This is a genomic window from Acinetobacter bouvetii (assembly GCF_902753875.1).
Classification (GTDB): domain Bacteria; phylum Pseudomonadota; class Gammaproteobacteria; order Pseudomonadales; family Moraxellaceae; genus Acinetobacter; species Acinetobacter bouvetii_A.
Genome location: NZ_CADDTS010000027.1, coordinates 38366 through 56178, shown reverse-complemented (window position 1 = coordinate 56178; position 17813 = coordinate 38366). Strand labels below are relative to the sequence as shown.

Annotated in this window: 17 protein-coding genes and 1 other RNA gene; 8 read left to right on the top strand and 10 right to left on the bottom strand. The window is 41.7% G+C overall.

From position 1 onward, the window contains the following. The first annotated feature begins 48 nt into the window (after positions 1 to 48). Together FB6_RS07925 and nudC are read left to right on the top strand one after the other, a co-directional pair. Positions 49 to 1692, top strand: coding sequence for a chemotaxis protein (locus FB6_RS07925; RefSeq protein WP_174559491.1), 1644 nt, complete (start codon positions 49 to 51; stop codon positions 1690 to 1692). Next, entirely contained in the window at positions 1692 to 2465 is a 774-nt protein-coding gene (gene nudC / locus FB6_RS07920; protein ID WP_174559490.1) for an NAD(+) diphosphatase, read from the top strand. Before FB6_RS07925 ends, nudC begins: the two co-directional genes overlap by 1 nt. Before the next feature lies 1 nt (position 2466). Here the strand turns inward: nudC and FB6_RS07915 are convergent, their stop codons facing one another. From FB6_RS07915 to FB6_RS07900, 4 genes are read right to left on the bottom strand one after another with little or no spacing between them, the layout of a single operon-like run. After that, complete coding sequence (locus FB6_RS07915) at positions 2467 to 3354, bottom strand: alpha/beta hydrolase (RefSeq protein WP_174559489.1); 888 nt, start codon at positions 3352 to 3354, stop codon at positions 2467 to 2469. Next, entirely contained in the window at positions 3344 to 4030 is a 687-nt protein-coding gene (locus tag FB6_RS07910; protein ID WP_174559488.1) for a BON domain-containing protein, read from the bottom strand. Before FB6_RS07910 ends, FB6_RS07915 begins: the two co-directional genes overlap by 11 nt. Positions 4031 to 4090: 60 nt before the next feature. Next, positions 4091 to 4522 (bottom strand): YraN family protein, encoded by a 432-nt coding sequence (locus tag FB6_RS07905; protein ID WP_174559487.1) that lies wholly within the window; start codon positions 4520 to 4522, stop codon positions 4091 to 4093. Continuing rightward, positions 4519 to 5457, bottom strand: a complete 939-nt coding sequence (locus tag FB6_RS07900; RefSeq protein WP_174559486.1) for a penicillin-binding protein activator — start codon at positions 5455 to 5457, stop codon at positions 4519 to 4521. Before FB6_RS07900 ends, FB6_RS07905 begins: the two co-directional genes overlap by 4 nt. Before the next feature lie 12 nt (positions 5458 to 5469). On the opposite strand from FB6_RS07900, the gene rsmI reads away from it, so the two are divergent. Next, positions 5470 to 6309, top strand: a complete 840-nt coding sequence (gene rsmI, locus FB6_RS07895; protein WP_174559485.1) for a 16S rRNA (cytidine(1402)-2'-O)-methyltransferase — start codon at positions 5470 to 5472, stop codon at positions 6307 to 6309. Positions 6310 to 6397: 88 nt separating this feature from the next. On the opposite strand, the gene FB6_RS07890 is transcribed toward rsmI, so the two are convergent. From FB6_RS07890 to ubiH, 3 genes are all read right to left on the bottom strand, one after another. Next, the gene (locus FB6_RS07890) at positions 6398 to 6646 is read right to left on the bottom strand and encodes a hypothetical protein (RefSeq protein WP_174559484.1); all 249 of its coding nucleotides are present in this window, start codon (positions 6644 to 6646) and stop codon (positions 6398 to 6400) included. Between the two features lie 176 nt (positions 6647 to 6822). Beyond that, positions 6823 to 8067, bottom strand: a complete 1245-nt coding sequence (locus tag FB6_RS07885) for an FAD-dependent monooxygenase (RefSeq protein WP_174559483.1) — start codon at positions 8065 to 8067, stop codon at positions 6823 to 6825. Continuing rightward, on the bottom strand, positions 8064 to 9272 hold the full coding sequence (gene ubiH, locus FB6_RS07880) for a 2-octaprenyl-6-methoxyphenyl hydroxylase (protein ID WP_174559482.1): 1209 nt from the start codon (positions 9270 to 9272) through the stop codon (positions 8064 to 8066). The genes FB6_RS07885 and ubiH overlap by 4 nt, the downstream gene beginning before the upstream one ends. Positions 9273 to 9653: 381 nt before the next feature. Here ubiH and FB6_RS07875 point away from each other — a divergent pair, with 381 nt between their 5' ends. Continuing rightward, complete coding sequence (locus tag FB6_RS07875; RefSeq protein WP_174559481.1) at positions 9654 to 9974, top strand: hypothetical protein; 321 nt, start codon at positions 9654 to 9656, stop codon at positions 9972 to 9974. Positions 9975 to 10153: 179 nt separating this feature from the next. Continuing rightward, complete coding sequence (locus FB6_RS07870) at positions 10154 to 10912, top strand: NYN domain-containing protein (protein ID WP_174559480.1); 759 nt, start codon at positions 10154 to 10156, stop codon at positions 10910 to 10912. Positions 10913 to 11003: 91 nt separating this feature from the next. Here FB6_RS07870 and pepP read toward each other — a convergent pair whose 3' ends face one another. Further along, positions 11004 to 12323 carry a Xaa-Pro aminopeptidase gene (gene pepP, locus FB6_RS07865; protein WP_174559556.1) on the bottom strand — a complete coding sequence of 440 codons (1320 nt, stop codon included), beginning with the start codon at positions 12321 to 12323 and terminating at the stop codon, positions 11004 to 11006. 77 nt (positions 12324 to 12400) lie between these two features. Beyond that, the gene (locus FB6_RS07860; protein ID WP_174559479.1) at positions 12401 to 13033 is read right to left on the bottom strand and encodes a UPF0149 family protein; all 633 of its coding nucleotides are present in this window, start codon (positions 13031 to 13033) and stop codon (positions 12401 to 12403) included. 64 nt (positions 13034 to 13097) lie between these two features. Between FB6_RS07860 and FB6_RS07855 the strand changes: the two genes are divergently transcribed. The 3 genes from FB6_RS07855 (at position 13098) to ssrS (ending at position 14220) form a co-directional block, all read left to right on the top strand. Then, positions 13098 to 13649 (top strand): hypothetical protein, encoded by a 552-nt coding sequence (locus FB6_RS07855; protein WP_174559478.1) that lies wholly within the window; start codon positions 13098 to 13100, stop codon positions 13647 to 13649. Positions 13650 to 13651: 2 nt separating this feature from the next. Then, positions 13652 to 13936, top strand: coding sequence for a cell division protein ZapA (locus tag FB6_RS07850; RefSeq protein WP_174559477.1), 285 nt, complete (start codon positions 13652 to 13654; stop codon positions 13934 to 13936). A 100-nt stretch (positions 13937 to 14036) separates the two neighbouring features. Beyond that, a non-coding RNA gene (ssrS, locus tag FB6_RS07845) (6S RNA) lies at positions 14037 to 14220 on the top strand. A 513-nt stretch (positions 14221 to 14733) separates the two neighbouring features. Here ssrS and FB6_RS07840 read toward each other — a convergent pair. Further along, complete coding sequence (locus FB6_RS07840) at positions 14734 to 17808, bottom strand: heavy metal translocating P-type ATPase (protein ID WP_174559476.1); 3075 nt, start codon at positions 17806 to 17808, stop codon at positions 14734 to 14736. Positions 17809 to 17813 lie beyond the last annotated feature (5 nt).

Genomic DNA, 17813 nt, shown 5'->3' with positions numbered 1-17813 from the left:
GAACAGGCTGCTCATAAACAGATAAAACACTAGGAAAGGTGCAGATCCATGTCTTACCAAACCTCTATTCATTTTGACCCGACTGCATTGCTGATAATAAAAAATGAGGTTGATAACTCAATTAAATTAGTTGAATCAGCGGTTAGTACTTTGGCAGAAGACCAAACATTGCCTTTTGGTATTGATGATACCTTGAACCAGTTCGAGCAATGTGCTCAGGTCCTTGCACTGATTGACATGCAAAGTCTGGCGAAAATTGCTCAGTATTCAGCGGAGTTAATGCGCAAGATTATGGGGAATCCTGCGCAAATTAACACTCAGGAAGTCATTGCCTTAAGTGAAGGCACGACCATGCTGAAGCGCTATATAGAATTTATTTGCTTGCGTGAAGTTAAAATTCCGCAATTCCTGCTCGATACCTTGAACCGTCTGGAAATTGTCTTGGGTAAACCGCTTACCCATGAAGGTCAACATATCGAATCCTTACTCGACTGTATCACGCCTGATTTTCAGCTTCCTCAAGCGCCAAGTCTGGAAAAATCACAATATGTACATCGCTTGTACAAATTGTCTTTACACAAACTGATTAAACAGGAAGAAACTGAGTTTGATCTGCAAGCGATCAAGTTAACAGGTGCCTATTTAGCCGGTCTGGCAGAAAATACGCCAAGTAAACAGTACTGGAATCTGGTGCATGTCGCATTTAATCAAATTGATCATTTACTGCTTAACGATCCGCGTTTACGCACCCTGGTCAGTATTGAACGCAATATGGCTCAATTTTTCAACTCGCCAGATCGTTTCAAGCCAAGTTTGCCCGATTTGGCCAATATCTTAAGCTTATGTATTAGCCAAGAAGATGATATAGCGCAGCATATCCGCAGCCAGCTGAATGTAGCCGAAGATCATTTGACCGATACCCAATTACAGGTATTTAGCCGCCATCTTTATGGTCCAGATTTCGATACCATGCATACCATTAGCGAGTTAGTCACCACCGAAATGGCGCAAATTCGTAACGATATCGAATACAACTATCAGAACATGACGGCTGAAAAAACTAAGGAATTACAAGACAAGCTAAATAGTCTTGCCAATATTTTCAGAGTGCTCAATCTGAATGAAGCTTTCAATGATTTATCCCGTCAGGCCAATCAGCTTAGTCAGGCTGAAGTTCTGAAAGATGAAAGTTTTGCTCAGCAATTGATGAGTTGTATCCTGTCTGCCATGAATTCGATTGGTGTGCTGGAACGTCATCATACCTCTAGCCGTCTACAACTTCGTGTTAATAACATGAATATCTCTTTAGACCGTTTAGATGAAGCACATGATGCATTGCTAAATGAATCCAAAGCCGTAGTGACTCTGGCGAGTGAAAGCTTGATGCAATATTTGCAAGACAACAATCTGGCAACCTTAGAAAACACAGCCACCCAGTTACGTGAAATTGGTGGAGCATTATTGTTCCTGAATGCAGAATCTGGTCAGAACTCGTTAAATACAGCGGCAGCATTTATTCAGGCACAAATTGAAAGCTCTGCTGCTATCAGTGCTGAACAAATCAATCACACTTTGGATACTCTAGCCAGTGCCGATATGATGATTGACAATTTAAAATCGAAACAGCCTGTATTGCAATCGATGTTTAATGTAGCATTGGAAAGTAGCGAAAAACTGAAAACTGTAGCCTAATGTCTGAATTATCACTTGCGTATATCTTCCACCAACATCAACTTTTGGTCGATGAAAACTTTCAGCTTCCACAGGTAGAAAGTCTCGCAAGTGATCTTCACTTCAACACGGGTGATCAGGTGATTGCCCGTGATCTGCTAGAAAATGAACCCCTTCCTGCCGGCTTGCAACTGGTTCCGATTCGTCAATTATTACCGCTTTGGGATACCGAGCAGTTTGAAACTGCCAGTCGTGCCATTCAGCTGTTAGAATGGCGTAGAAATCATAAATTTTGCAGTCATTGCGGTCATGCCACTGACGCGCATGCTACGGAATATGCCATGGTCTGTCCAGCTTGTGCATATCATCAATACCCTCGCGTGAACCCCTGCGTTATTACCGTGATTACACGCGGTGACGATGAAATCCTGCTGGCGAAAAATGCCAAAAACAAAAGTAATATGTATGGTCTGATTGCCGGTTTTGTCGAAGTAGGTGAGACTTTAGAGGAAGCCGTACGCCGTGAAACTTTGGAAGAAGTAGGTTTAAAAGTCAAAAATATTCAGTATCTTGCCAGCCAGCCCTGGCCTTTTCCAAGTAATTTAATGCTCGCCTTTCGTGCTGAATATGCTTCAGGCGACATTCAACTGCAAGAAGAAGAAATTAGCGAGGCAAAATTCTTTAAATTTGATCAACTGCCTGAAATTCCATTTAAAGGCAGTATTGCACATGCCATGATCAAACACATTACCGAAGGACATCCTGTGGCGGATGACACCCGGGAATGGCTGTAAATCAAGGTTTGAGCGCTTCTTCCAGCACGGTTAAAATCTGTCGTTTGGTCTGAAAATAACGACTGAACAGACTGGACACCGATCCCATAATCGAGACATGCCCGGTGCCCGGAATGGTAATCATCTGGCTATGATTACCTTTTTCCTGCAAAACTCGATGAAAATCTTCCGAATTGCTATGCCCCACCACCTGATCATTGGATGCTAAAAACAGGTAATGTCGCACTGTATTGCTTTCCACAAAATAATAAGGCATGACCTGCTGATAAGGTACGCTTTGATCAAAGGCATCTGCACAGATCGGATCATCTTTATAATCAAAATGATAAGGTCCAGACAAGCCAATAATTGCACGAATTTTTGTACGACATTGCAGGCTATATGGCTTGGGATGATAGAGTGCCGACATCACATTAAAAGCGCCAGCCGAATGCCCCATTAAAACCACTTTTTCAGTCTGAATCTTTAATCTGGACTGATGCTGGGTCAGATAATTGAGTGCCAGACTCAGGTCATCAATATAACTGGGGAAAACATGCGCCGGAGCCAGATGATAATTAATCACCGCAACATCAAAACCCTCTTTAGCAAAAGCCTCACCAACAAAACGGTAATCTTTTTTATCCCCATGCAACCACGCACCACCATGCACGAACACAATCAAAGGACGTTGCTCACGGGGAGATTGAGCTGAAAAAATATCTAAACGATGGCGCGCCTTTAAACCATAAGCAATATTTTCATGTACGGTATAACCCTTTCGCGGGGTTAAACGATTGAGTGCATAACTTCCAAAGTCGTAAAGGCGAAAATCCTTATACAGAATTTTCACCCGTTCCACGTTTTGATTGATCTGCTTTTTGACGACTTCAGCGACCTTATTGAGCATATGAGGTTGGCTCAGCTTGATCTGGATCAATCGCTACCGGGGTTTGTGCAACAGGTTGTGCACTCACCATCGGACTGCCAAAACTTGAAGACATAGCACGTGATTGCTCAATATTATCTATTAAAGTAATAATTTTAGTGACATTACCCACCTGCTGTAACACCTGATTCAAATCATTAATTTCTGCAGTGTTTAAACGTCCCATCACATATAAAATACCATCTTCGGTATGAATACGAACCTTACTATCCGAAACCACTACAGCTTTCATGATCAGCCCACGCGTATTTGCAGTCACGGTGGTGTCCTGCATGATGGTGCTATAACCAATCTGGTTGCCTACAGTAATGTAATTGTGTACTGCTTTCACATCACTCATGGCACGAACATTTTCTTCTGCTAGTTGTTTCAAATGTGCATCTGGCACCTGTCCGGTCAACAGGACATTGCCATGAAAACTTTCAATGTTGACACGGGACTGTTTAAAACGGGAATCCAGTTTATATAAATTAATTTTAGCCGTACGTTCTATAGAAGAATCAATAAACACCTGACCCAGTGAACGCGCGCCACTTTCTGTACCTACTGGGGCGGATCCGGTGCCACTGGAGATAAAACTTGCACAACCAGATAAACTTGCTACACACAGTAACGTCATTGCAATACGGTTAAACACTCAGCAAGACTCCTCATCATTCATTTCTATTTTAGTTCAGCATTTATGCTCTGATTTTGTTCAAAGATTAATAAACTCTTGATCAAAAGTAAAAGCATTTTCAATCCATTGTTGATCATAAGTGAATTTTGAAAAATCGTGCTGTATTGTTTTTGCAAATTGTTGAAAAAAATCAAAACAAAACACATCAAAACGACAATAGAACTGCTCAAATTCCGGATAGGCATGCAAAAAGCACAGCGCTGATTTCATCATTTTCTTTTGCTTCGAAAAATTCACGCTTTCACATGATTGTGCATACTTTGTTATTGAGCGTGCTTTCACCTCTACAAAAATCAGCTCCATATCTTTTTTCACAATCAGATCAATTTCCCCATAACGGCAATGATAATTCGCCACAATGAGCTGAAAACCTTGTTGTTGCAATACATACAAGGCTTGCCGTTCTGCCCATTGCCCTAAATTAAGTTGTACCGGCTGATCATGGTTCATGATAATGGCCGAATTTTATTTCGGGTATTTTCAAAGCATTGTGGAATACGGCGAATCTGATTCTGGCTGATTTGTACCATTCCACTACGCCCTTGAAACTCAATACTTTTCACATTGGGTTGCTCCAGATATTGCATTATTATATGCCAGGCATCACCTCCAAACGCCAATAGGCGCTGATAAGGCATGCTCACCGGATTCTGCTGATAGGCTTGAATGACATCAGGCCATGCCAGACGATATAAGGCTGGCGCATCGCAAAACTTTACCCCTTGCGGTAAAACCTGACGTTCTTCAATCGCATTCGGTAAAGTATAAATATGTTTCCGAGGTAGATGCTCTAGACTATTCAGCCATTCATTACTACCCAGCAATAATAATCCTGAGTGCTTATTTAATGTTTGTGGAACCTGATCGACCATATTGAGCGGATAATCACCCTCTGTCAGTAAAGCCATGAGAAATAGTTCATTATCAACCTCTGCATTCTTTTGACGTAATATATAAAGTTCTTTGATTTGCTCCTGCTGCAAGACCTGATTCAATGCATAGGCATCATCGGTTTTTGACAGGCTAAATTGCCAAACATTAGGCAATTGCGGAGAAACTTCATTTAATGCCAAAACCTGCAGCTTGGGTCTGGCCCTGATTAAATCTTCTACCTCGTTACGTGCCAAAGGTCCCACTACCATTTGCGTTTTTTTATTCACATATTGTTTGAGCAGCTGGGCTATTTTCTTTTTATCCGAGTTTACAAATTTAAGCGCTGTTTTCGAGCCTGATGCTTGATAAGCACTCATAAAACCCTGTTTGATACTTAATCCGGCTCGCGCCAAAGGTCCCGATTCGGGTAAAATGACCAGCACTTCAGCTTGAGCGTGGTTAAAAATGCAATACAGCATGAAGCCCATCAAAATTTTTTTATTATTCAACATTGGAGAAACCTTATGAGTGCTCAGTTATTTGTTGTAGCGACCCCAATTGGGCACTTAGATGACATTACTTATCGAGCTATTGATGTTTTAAAATCGGTTAGTATTATCGCAGCAGAAGATACGCGTACTTCTGCTCAATTATTAAAGCACTTTAATATAGCAACTCCACTGACCGCCTGTCACGATCATAATGAAAGCAATAAAATTGACATCTTAATCCAGCGCTTGCTGAAAGGTGAAAATATGGCCTTGATCAGTGATGCAGGCACACCGCTGATTAGTGATCCAGGCTTTAAACTGGTTCGTGCTGCGCAAGAACACAATATCCGTGTCATTCCTGTGCCGGGTGCCTGTGCAGCCATTGCTGCGCTCAGTTCGGTTGGTCTACCGAGTGACCGTTTCAGTTTTGAAGGCTTCCTGCCCTCCAAGCAGTCGCAACGTCTATTGGCGCTGGAAAAACTCAAAGATGAAACTCAGACCATGATTATCTATGAAGCACCCCACCGCATTGTCGACTGCTTAAAAGATATGACTCAGGTGTTCGGTGCGGATCGTCCTGTGGGTTTTGCCCGTGAAATTACCAAGACTTTTGAAACCATCAAAAAAATGACTTTGGGCGAATTGGTTGAATTTGTCGAATCAGATCACAACCAGCAAAAAGGCGAAATCGTTTTAGTGATTGGCGGTGCCACAGTCGAAAAAGATCTGGAACAGGAAAAACTGGACCAGTTATTAACCCGTTTATTGCAAGATTTATCGGTCAAGGCTGCTTCGCAACTGGCCGCTGATTTGACCGGAATCAAAAAGAAAGTGGCATATCAGCGTGCTTTAGAACTGACCCATAAAGATTAATAGAACAGTTAAAAACCAAAAAGCATCACTACTGTGATGCTTTTTTATATTCCTGACTCAAGCGTTGCTGACGCAAGCAAAGCTTAGATTAATCTTTTGCAGATTCGTCTGGCGGAACTTCTGTAATACGACCACCGCGTGCAAGGAAAGCAGCCACTTCATCTTCCAGTGCCTGACGCTGTTTCAATTTGGCAGTAACGGTCAATGTTTCAGCTTCAGCGACATCACCATCAGTTGCTGTACTTTCACTATCAGATGCACCTTTTTCCGCAGCTTTTGCTTCGTCTTCATCCACTGCAGTTTCTTCTACATCATCGTAGTCATTCATATCCGTCATCTTAATTTCTCCCCACAAATGACTTCTATTAATCCAATTTGAATTGGTTGCGAATTAGGAAGAAATTTAGCAATCTCTGCCGGTTTCGCATAGAGTCAATTTCAAAAAAAACGTATCTTTTTTAATCAAAAAAGTAACCTTTTATAAATATTTGTACAAAAAGCAGTTCTTTGAGCTCAAACAGCATACCGTGTATCTTTTAAGATCTGCAATCCGTTGGCTTGAGACAGAAAGGCATCTTTTAATGCTGTATGCTGTTCCACCTGTTTTAAGCCAAAATTTCGCGTCCAGACTACCGGGAAAAGCTGGCTAGTTTCCATCCAGCCAATCAGAGACATGCTGTGCATCATGGCATCATTTTGACCTTTACGGCGATGTTCATAGCATTGCAAAGTTTGCTCATGTGCCCAAACTCCACGCTTTTTATCATGCAACAAGACATCACATAAAATGGCAGCATCCAAGCAGCCAATATTCACCCCTTGACCTGCCAATGGATGAATCACATGCGCTGCATCACCAATCAAAGCCAATCCATTGCGTACATATTGTTGTGCCGCACGTGCTTTTAACGGAAATTTAGCCCGAGGTGTAGCTTCGACCACTTCACCTAGCATGTGATGACTTTCGCGAGTCAGCAGTTGGGTAAATTCAGCATCTGATAAAGCCACATATTCATCAGCATAGTCATCTGGCAATGTCCAGACAATTGACTGCCAGTATCCTTCCTGTTCCGGATTTAAACTGGCCATCGGTAAAAATGCCAATGGGCCGGTCTCCAGAAAAATCTGACGCGCCACATGCTGATGCGGCTGTGTGGTTTTAATCGCACAACTGATACCCGCTTGTTTGTAATCTAAAATGTCGATGTCAATAAAGGCTTGTTCGCGGACAAATGAATTTGCTCCATCTGCACCAATCACCAGTTTGGTTTTTAATTGCGTGCCATCTGCAAGATGAATAATCCACACACCAACCCCTTGCTCGACGCGAGTGACTTTGACTTGGGTACGATAGTCTTGCAGCTGTTCCAGCATTTTCTCTTGAATGGCCAAGTTCAATAAACTCGGCTCCACCATTGTACCGAGTGCATTTTCCACAGCAGGCGTTTTGCTTGACTCATGACCAAAGTTAATTTCACCATAGCCATTTTTATTCCACACCTGCATCCCTGTATAAGGTTGCTGACGGGCAAGTTTGTCCCAAACATTGACTGTTTTTAATAAATGGATGGTCGCTTGGCTGAGTGCCAGTACACGCGGGTTGGCGACACTTTTGGTTTTGTCAGTATCTAGAATGGGTGCAGCATCGAGTACCGTGGCTTGCACTCCACCTTGGGCAAGTAGCAAGGCAGTTAAACCACCCACTAAACCGCCACCGACAATGACGACATCAAGGATATCTGACTGATTTAAACTCATGCTTTTAACCCCATTGCATAATTGGCAACCAGTGGTTTAATGCCCGGAATGGTATCAAATGCTACTAAACCGGTGTTTCGGATCAATTTCAACAATGGATTGCTATTACTAAAACCACGCACTACGGAATCACAGAATTTAATCACGCGTTGCTGATCGGTCAGGCGGGACTTTTCATAGTCGAGCAGCATGGCTGCATCACCGAGATCTGCCTGATTTTGTACTTGCTCAATCAAATAACGTCGTAAAACATAGGCATCACGCATGCACAGGTTAAAGCCCTGCCCCGCAACCGGGTGAATGGTATGTGCCGCATTGCCCATCAGCACCACACGACCCACGGCCTGCTTTTCCGCAAGTACTTGTGACAACGGAAAGCTGAAACGCTTACCGGTTTTCTGGAATTTTCCGGCACGGTCACCGTAGGTTTGCTGCAAAGCATCAAGAAAATGCTGGTCATTTTCATCGCCCAACCATTCACCTTCTGTGCCTTTTTGTACCGGCCAAACCACAGAACGGCAGTATTCGCCCGGTAATGGTAACAATGCTAGAGGGCCAAGCGGGCTAAAGCGCTCAAAGCCGACATGATGATGCGGTTTAGAGGTTTGTACCGTCGTTACAATCGCAACTTGATCATAGTCATGCACTGATGTGCCAATACCCAGAGCTTTACGGCAGAACGAATCACGACCATCAGCAGCAATCACGATTTTGGATTGCAATTTCAGCAACGCTTCACCACGTTGTGCTTCGATATACGCATGGTCTGCATCTTGGGTTAACGAGGTCACTTGAATGCCATCAATTAACTCAATGAGCGATTGTTTTTTAACTTCGGTTAATAGCACACGACCGAGCCAGGCATTTTCAATCACCTGTCCAAAGCTTTCGACCTTTTCTTGTTCTGCTTTTAAACGTGCCTTACCAAAACTGCCTTGTTCAGTAATATTCACTTCTAAAATAGGCGTTGCATGTTCTTGCAGTGCATCCCACAAACCCAGTTCTTGATAAATTTGAACAGTACGGCGTGACAAGGCACTGTTTCGCGCATCAAAACTTGAGTGATATGGGGCAAGATTAGCATCATCATAATTTGGGTATTTGATGGCTTCAAGCAGCTTTACGCCAATCTTTGCCTTAGCCAACATCAAGGCTAAACTCAGCCCGACCATACCACCGCCCACAATGATGACTTCTTGCTGCATGCTTTGATCCTTTTTTATGAGGTATTCGAGTTCAGGAGATTCAATCGAAATACGTATAATCTGTAATGGATTTTATATTACCGCAAAGTCATTTATTTTTATAATGAAATAGCGTTGATGCTAAGTAAGGTGATTGAATCTTGATGCTTTTATCGAGATTGCATTGAATCACTTAGTTTTTAAAAAAGTAGCGTGTTTATTTTTTCTAATTTAAAACATGAAATAGAGATCAAATAACAACCAATAAACATAATGATTCACACAAAATCCATCCCAGCATGCTTTTTACTAGAAAATATCTATATAAGATATTGATTATTAAATTAAAATATAAAAAATTTCGTATTACGTGTATTATGTTAATTTTAGGAAAACTTAGAAATGACTGAAGTATCTCGGTTAGCTATTAAATATCAATTAACACGCATAGAAGCAGAAGAACTCCTTGCTCTTCTACAAGATACTCGTAATCAAAACTTTACATACAGCAGTGAATTATCTAGTTATATAACAGATAATAATTTAGGCAATCTTTATCCTAATATTTCAGGCATTGTTCATATGAAACAAGAAATAGATGAATGGGATTTTAAGGGAGGGTTTAATAAAAAAACTTATGCAATTATTTGTAAAGAACTAAATTTAAAAAATAAAAATAGTGGGGCACAAGCTATAGGTTTTACTCCGTATAGTGACTTATAAAATAAGTTATTTAATAGCATGGATCTAGTGTCCGAGCTTCGTATAATCCGTACTATGTTAATTTTAGAAAAATTAGCATAGTAAAAATACTATATTGATAATAATTAATTCTTTAAGTTATTGTAATTACTATTTTATTGTTATATTTTTTAATTAAAATTTTTGATAAATAGTAAGAAATGTCTGAAATAAATAATTTAAAACTTGCTGTCTTAATAGATGCTGACAATGCTCAAGCATCTGTTTGTGAAAACTTACTGAAAGAAATCGCTCGTTTCGGTACAGCACACATTAAGCGAATCTATGGCGATTGGACTAAGCCAAACTTAAAATCATGGAAAGAAGAATTACATAAACATGCAATTCAACCAGTCCAACAATTTTGCTATACGTCAGGAAAAAATGCTACGGACTCAGCCTTAATTATTGATGCAATGGACTTACTGCATCAAAGTCATTTGGATGGATTCTGTTTGATTTCTTCAGATAGTGACTTTACAATGCTAGCAACAAGAATTCGAGAGAATGGCTTAGTTGTATATGGCTTTGGTGAAAAAAAGACTCCAAATGCCTTTATTGTGGCATGTGATCAATTTATTTTTGTTGAAAATTTAACACCTAAAGTTGAAGAAATAGCTTCTATCGGAGTAGTAGATCAGAAACAGCCAAAAACGACTAAAAAAGCTGAATTATCTAAAGATAAAAAGTTAAAAGATGCTCTAAGAGTTGCTATTAATGCTTCATCCAAAGATTCAGATTGGGCTGCTTTATCCGGAGTAGGAGGATATATGATTAAAAGCGACCCTTCGTTTGACCCTCGTAATTACGGTTATGAAAAACTAGGTGCATTAGTAGAAAATCTCAATTATCTTGAGATAGATAAACGTAAACCTAATGACTCATCTCATATATATCATATGTATATTCGGCTTAAATAATTTTCACCAAAACCCTATCCATTTAACATAAAAAACTCTTATACACAAAAAAAAGCCGATCAACTGACCGGCTTTTTTTATTCATTGCAAGTTACTGCGCCATCAAGGCTTCAATATCTTCTACTGTTTTCACTACATCTTTGGTAAGAACCAGTGGCCCATTTTCAGTTGCGACCACATCATCTTCAATACGAATACCAATACCACGCCATTTTGCATCAACAGTTTCATCATCCGGTGCAATGTACAAACCTGGCTCTACAGTGACCACCATGCCCTGTTCATAGGAACGCCATTCACCGTCTTGCTTGTATGAACCGACATCATGTACATCCATACCCAACCAGTGACCAGTACCATGCATATAGAACTGACGGAAGGTTTCTTTTTCAATGATCTCGTCAATATCACCCTGCATAATGCCAAGATCAAGCAAACCTTGAACCAAGATGCGTACTGCAACATTGTGTGGCTCTTTGTAAGAGTTACCAATACGCACTGCATCAATTGCTGCAATTTGTGAATCCAGCACCACGTTGTATAAGGCCTTTTGCTCAGGGCTGAATTTACCATTGACCGGGAAAGTACGGGTAATGTCTGAGGCATAGAGCTGATATTCACATGCTGCGTCAATCAACACCAGATCACCATCTTTCAGCTCTTTGTCATTTTCCACATAATGCAAAATGCAGCCATTTTTACCACCACCCACAATACTGTTGTACGAAGGCAAGCAACCATTTTTGCCGAAGATGTAATTCAACTCTGCTTCCAGCGCATATTCCATCATGCCCGGTTTCACCGTTTGCATGGCGCGGGTATGCGCTTCTGCTGAAATATCCGATGCCAGTTGCATCAGTTTGATTTCCTGTTCAGATTTATGTAGACGCATTTCATCTACAATTCGGTCCAGCTGAATGACCTGTGCAGGTGCAGAGGTACCACGGCGTGATTCACCATTGGCTGTGGCAATCCATTTCGCTACACGGGCATCAAAATCTGCCTGTTGACCAATCCGATAGAACAGCTTTTGTTTATTCAGCAATTTCTCGATAATTTCTTCATCGAGCAGGTCAATCGCATAGGCTTCATCCGCCTCATAATCATCCACTGCCCCATCGACACCGGCACGGTAACCATTCCAGATTTCCATCTCGCGATTACGTTCACGGCAGAACAGACTATAGGTATAACCTTCATCAATCGACTCAAAAGTCTCAATCACAGCGACCGCTTCAGGTTCAGCAAATCCCGTCAGATAGAAAAAACTGCTGTCTGCACGGAATTTATAATCCGCATCGCGATTACGCATGGCCACCGGACTAGTGGCAATAATGGCAATACTGTGCGGACCCATTTCTTCTGCCAGGCGGTCGCGACGTTCCTGAAAATCTGCTTGAGTCAATTTCATCATTAAATGTACTTTTATCTTTTATGAATAGAGTTTATAACTTCTAAATGGTCTGTTCTTGAACACAATCGCCCGAATTAACTCGGACGATGTGGGGTAAACATTTCAACGACACTATTCGCGTCTGCTGAAGCAGTGCTGCTTTGTGATTGTGGCTGAATGTTTTGCAACAATGGGGTTTCTGCCACTTCAACTTTTTTACGACCCAAAGACAGGCTGACAGGAATCAGGCGTACAAATTCGTAAAGCTCCTGATAGCTTTCTTCGCCTTCTTCGTCATCATCCGAAGCATCAAATTCAACGGCTGCGACATCTTGTAGATGTTCAATCAGTTCCATTTCATCCTGACGGATATGACCTGAAGCCAGACCAAACCCTAAAACTACACCGGCACACCAGTCAGCCAAGGCCTGTACACGATCCGCAAGAACATGTTCATCATCTGGAAGCAAAGGTAAATAATCCAGTTCATCTTCAGATAAAGCATGGGCAATATCTTCGGCTTCATCGGTTAATGCATCTAAAACCTGTTGCTCTAATGCTGGAATTTCAAGGGTAGCTAAAATTTGTTGCCATTCATCACCAGTTGGTGCTTGAGTAACACAAACAATACCTGTGAGTAGCCCATGTAACTCACTTGGGCTTGAAATCTCTTCAATTTTTGAAAAATTGTGGTGCCATTCCGACCAACCTGAAATATCGTCTTGCATTCGTTTATCCAATCTCTATACTTCTTATATATTACCTTTGTTTGCGATACTGTGCGACTACGATATGTTAGAAGAATTACAGCGTCTACAGGCGCATATTGGCGTTTTAAAAACGCGACTTGCGCATTATGAAAGTGAAAATGATGCCCTTAGTTCAGCAAAAGCAGATTCTGCCGAGCACCATCATGCCCAAATTGTGCAAAAAAATGGCATCATTACTCAGAAACAAGAAGAAATAGATAACCTGAGCGAGCAATTGAGCGAAACTCAATCACAATTCAAGCAATTGAATACCGATGCCGCTTCTTTAGCTGACCGTTATAGCCGCCTGGAAAAAAGCTGTACCGATCTTAAAAACCGTTTTCAGGAAATTCTGGCTGAACGGAATGAATTACGTGTCATTAAAGAAAAAATGCAAAATGAACAACGTGCTACACAGCAGGAAATTCAGGGTTTGCAGCAGGAACGTGAAAGATTGTTACAAAAAAATGAACATGCCAAGGCCAAAGTTGAAGCGATTATTCAGCGTCTGTCTATTTTAGGCACAGCACAAGACCAGCATGCGCAAGAAATTCAACAACTTGCCCACCCTACCGATACCAATGAGGACATTTAATCATGAGTGAACAAATTGCGGTTGAATTGCGGGTATTGGGGCATAATTTCCGCTTAGCCACGACTGAAGCGGAAAAAGCAGATTTAGAGCGTGCAGCTGAATTGTTAAATGAAAAATACGATGATTTTCGACGTAAAGCACCACGCGTAGAACCCAGCAAACTGATTATTATGGTGGCTTTAGAACTGATGCAGGAAGTGCTGGCCATGAACAAATCCTTGCAAGAGTATGCACATTGCGAACGTTTACTGGCCACCATTTTAGAAGATGTCGAAGATCAGGCTTAATTTTGATTTAAATTGAATAAACTATCAGCGTTTGTGATTTAACTTAGCAGTTGTTGCACACTGGGGATTTGCCAAAACCTCATTATTAGTTATACTTATTCTATCTCTGAGGTGTTCGCCAGCGAGTCTATATCCCTGCCGATACTTAAATCTACGGATTGTGTTCTGCATATTTAGAGCGTATGCCCATCTTCGTATGGGAAACCCAGCAAGTATGCGTCGCGTCCACCTTGAACTTCTTCGGGTTCAGGGTAACGACATGCAGCGGCATCTTCGGAGTGCTTTATTTAAGATGAGAATAACAACTTATTCAAAATACTATAATTTATAAAATAGATTTCTCGCCCATTTTTTTAAATATATCCTTCATAGACTGTAGATAAATGTTATTTGTATCGTTAGATACATTAATTAATAGCCATATAAAAGATTATAAATATTAATTTTTTTTCTTAAAATATTCGTGAATAACTTGATCGTTCTTAAGTGAAATAAAAAATAATGAAAGATTTTCCGTTTCAAAAATCTAGTTAGAAGAAAAAAGAAATCTGGATTTTATTAAACTATTGAATAAAGTGTATAAGGAAGAAAGTATCGCAATACAAAGTCAATAAAAATCGATTTTGGACTTATTAAAAGATATATACCGTCCCATTGATCTATTTTTTTATTCAAAAAATATTCATATTTAAAGATGTAATCATCATTTGGCTATTTAAATCATCTTTATTATCTGCAAAAAAATACCCAAGACTTCCATCTTGGGTATTCTCTTTTACTGATTTGGTCTAATTCTGTTATTCAGACTTTTGCAAACGCAAAGCGTTAATCACAACCGACAGCGAACTGAGTGACATGGCGACTGCCGCCAGCATCGGTGTTAAAAGCAATCCGGTTAATGGATAAAATACGCCGGCCGCTACCGGCACACCCAGCCCATTATAGACAAAGGAAAATGCCAGATTCTGCTTCATGTTTTTTACGCCCAGTTTGGCCATATGAATCGCATCGGCCACACCACGAATATCACCTTTGACTAAAGTTACCTGTGCGGTTTGTTTAGCAATATCAGTTCCATTACCCATGGCAATACCGACGTTGGCTTGGGCCAGTGCCGGTGCATCATTAATCCCATCTCCGGCCATGGCGACCACTTTGCCTTGCGCCTGAAATTTTTTCACAATATCCAGTTTCTCAGTTGGCGTACAGTTGCCATAGACATGCTGAATACCCAGTTCAGCTGCAACCAGTTTGGCATTCTGCTCATGGTCGCCTGTTGCCATCACCACGTCGATCCCATCAGCAATCAGTTGATCAATCACTTGATGGGCATTGTGTTTAATCGCATCATGAATGGAGAAATAAGCCAAAACCTCCTGCGTATTGGCCAGGAAACTAATCACATTGCCCATGGCACGTTGATGATCCAGCTGTGCCTGAGCATCTGCATTAAGCTTGAGTCCCAATTGATCAATCAGCTTTTGACTGCCCACATAAAGCGTTTGCCCTTCAATTTGTCCTTTAACTCCAAAACCGGCCACATCTTCAAATTCAATGACCTTGATCAGCTGATCATTCGGCACCAGTTTACTCAGCGTTTGCGCGATAGGATGAGTCGAATACTGTTCCATCGAGGCAATCCATTGTTCCGCCTGTGTTTGCTGAACCGTATCTGAAAGCAGTTTAATCTCTTTCAGACTCGGCTTGCCTTCCGTCAAGGTTCCGGTTTTATCAATGATTAAGGTGGTGACTTTACTTAAGGCTTCAATCGCTTCGGCATCTTTAAACAACACCCCTTTTTGCGCTGCACGACCTGTCGTTGCCATCACCGACATAGGAGTCGCTAGCCCTAAGGCACATGGACAGGCGATAATGAGCACGGCCACTGCACACATCAGTGCCAGATCAAATTGCGCTTGGCCAAACAGCATCCAGGCGATAAAAGTCAGAATGCTAATCGCGAGCACAATCACCACAAAATATTTGGCAAATACATCGGCCAATCGTTGCAACGGCGCTTTGGAACGCTGCGCTTCAGCTACGGTCTGAATCATTTTCGCCAAGGTGGTATTAGCGCCAACTGCTGTGGTTTGAATGCGTATACTGCCCTGCTGATTCACCGTGCCGCCAATCACTGCATCACCCAGTTCTTTTTTTACCGGTACAGGTTCACCGGTCATCATGGCTTCATCAACATAGGTTTTGCCTTCGACAACCACACCATCCAGCGGAATTTGCTCACCGGAAGCAATCTGTAAAATATCGCCCTGTTTGACCATGGCAATATCCACTTCCACCACCTGATCGTTCTGTACCAATTTCGCGGTATGGGGTTGCAGTTTCAGCAATGATTTTAATGCATCCGCGGTTTTGGCTCGGGCTTTCAACTCCATGATTTGCCCGAGCAGACTTAAAGACACAATCATGCAGGCTGCTTCAAAATACACAGCGACCCCATGACCGGTTTTTGCCTGCATCGGAATTAGTGATGGGAAAATGGTGGCAATGACACTATAAATAAAGGCTGCCAGCACCCCAACACCAATCAGGCTCCACATGTTGAGATTACGTGTTCTATAAGAAATCCAGCAGCGCTCAATAAAAGGTTTGCCTGCCCAAAGCACTACGGGAATGGACAACACCAGTTCAATCCAGGGCTGAATATGCTGCGGAATAAAAGCATGGATATGCGAACCCATCGCCAAAACAAAAACAATCAGGGTCAAAGGCAAAGTCATCCAGAAACGATGGCTGAAATCCACCAGTTCAGGATTCGGTGCATCATTCAAACTCGGCTGCATAGGCTCCAAAGCCATACCACAGATTGGACAAGTTCCCGGCCCTTTTTGCACAATTTCAGGATCCATCGGACAGGTATAATCCATATCCTCTGCCCCTTCCGGCACCGGACGCTGATCTGCCGGAATCAGATAAAATTCCGGGTCAGCTTTAAATTTTTCCAGGCAAGACGGATTACAAAAATAATAGGTGGTACCTAAATGATCGGTTTTTAAATTTGTCGATGTATCCACCGACATGCCACAGACTGGATCAATCTGTGTTTGCGTGGTTGGTGTAGCAGGTGTTATTTGCGCTATTTCCGCATGAGCGTGATGCTCACCGCCGCAACAGGTACTTTTTTTCTCCATTGCTTCTGGTTGACTACCACAGCAGGATGATTTGGCTTTGACTGACACATATTGTTCAGCTTGCTGGGTAAATTTAGTCAAACAGCGTTCCGAACAGAAATAATAGTCTTTTGATTCAAACTGGCTATGCCATTTAGAATCCTTTTTAACCTGCATGCCACAGACTGGATCTGTTACTGTCAACACTTCTTGAGACACAGTTTCCTCATTTGTCCCACCACAACAGGAAGTTTTTGCTTTGACCTGCGATTTTGATGCACAACCACAACCTGAAGCTTTTGCAGATTCTTTTGCTAAATACTGTTCCGGATTTTGCTGAAATTTATTCAAACAGTTCTGACCGCAGAAATAATAAAGTTGTCCTGAATATTCGATATGCGGTTTGGATAAATCGGTCACGGTCATACCACATACCGGGTCAATATAGGCCTGCTGTGGTGCTTTTTCACCGCCACAACACGAACTTGATGAGGCAGCCACTTTCACCTTACTTGCACAGCCACAACCGGAAACAGGTTTGCTTTTTGGTTGAAGATATTTTTCAGGATTACTGGCAAAACTCTGCTGGCAGCCATTGCAACAGAAGAGGTATTTCTTCCCCTGAAATTCAAAACTATGCGCTGAAGGCTCAGAAACTTGCATCCCACAGACCGGATCAATGTTCACCAATTCAAGTGCTGATTTTTCCCCGGCACAGCAGGAAGATGGTTGTTGCTTATTCATCAGAC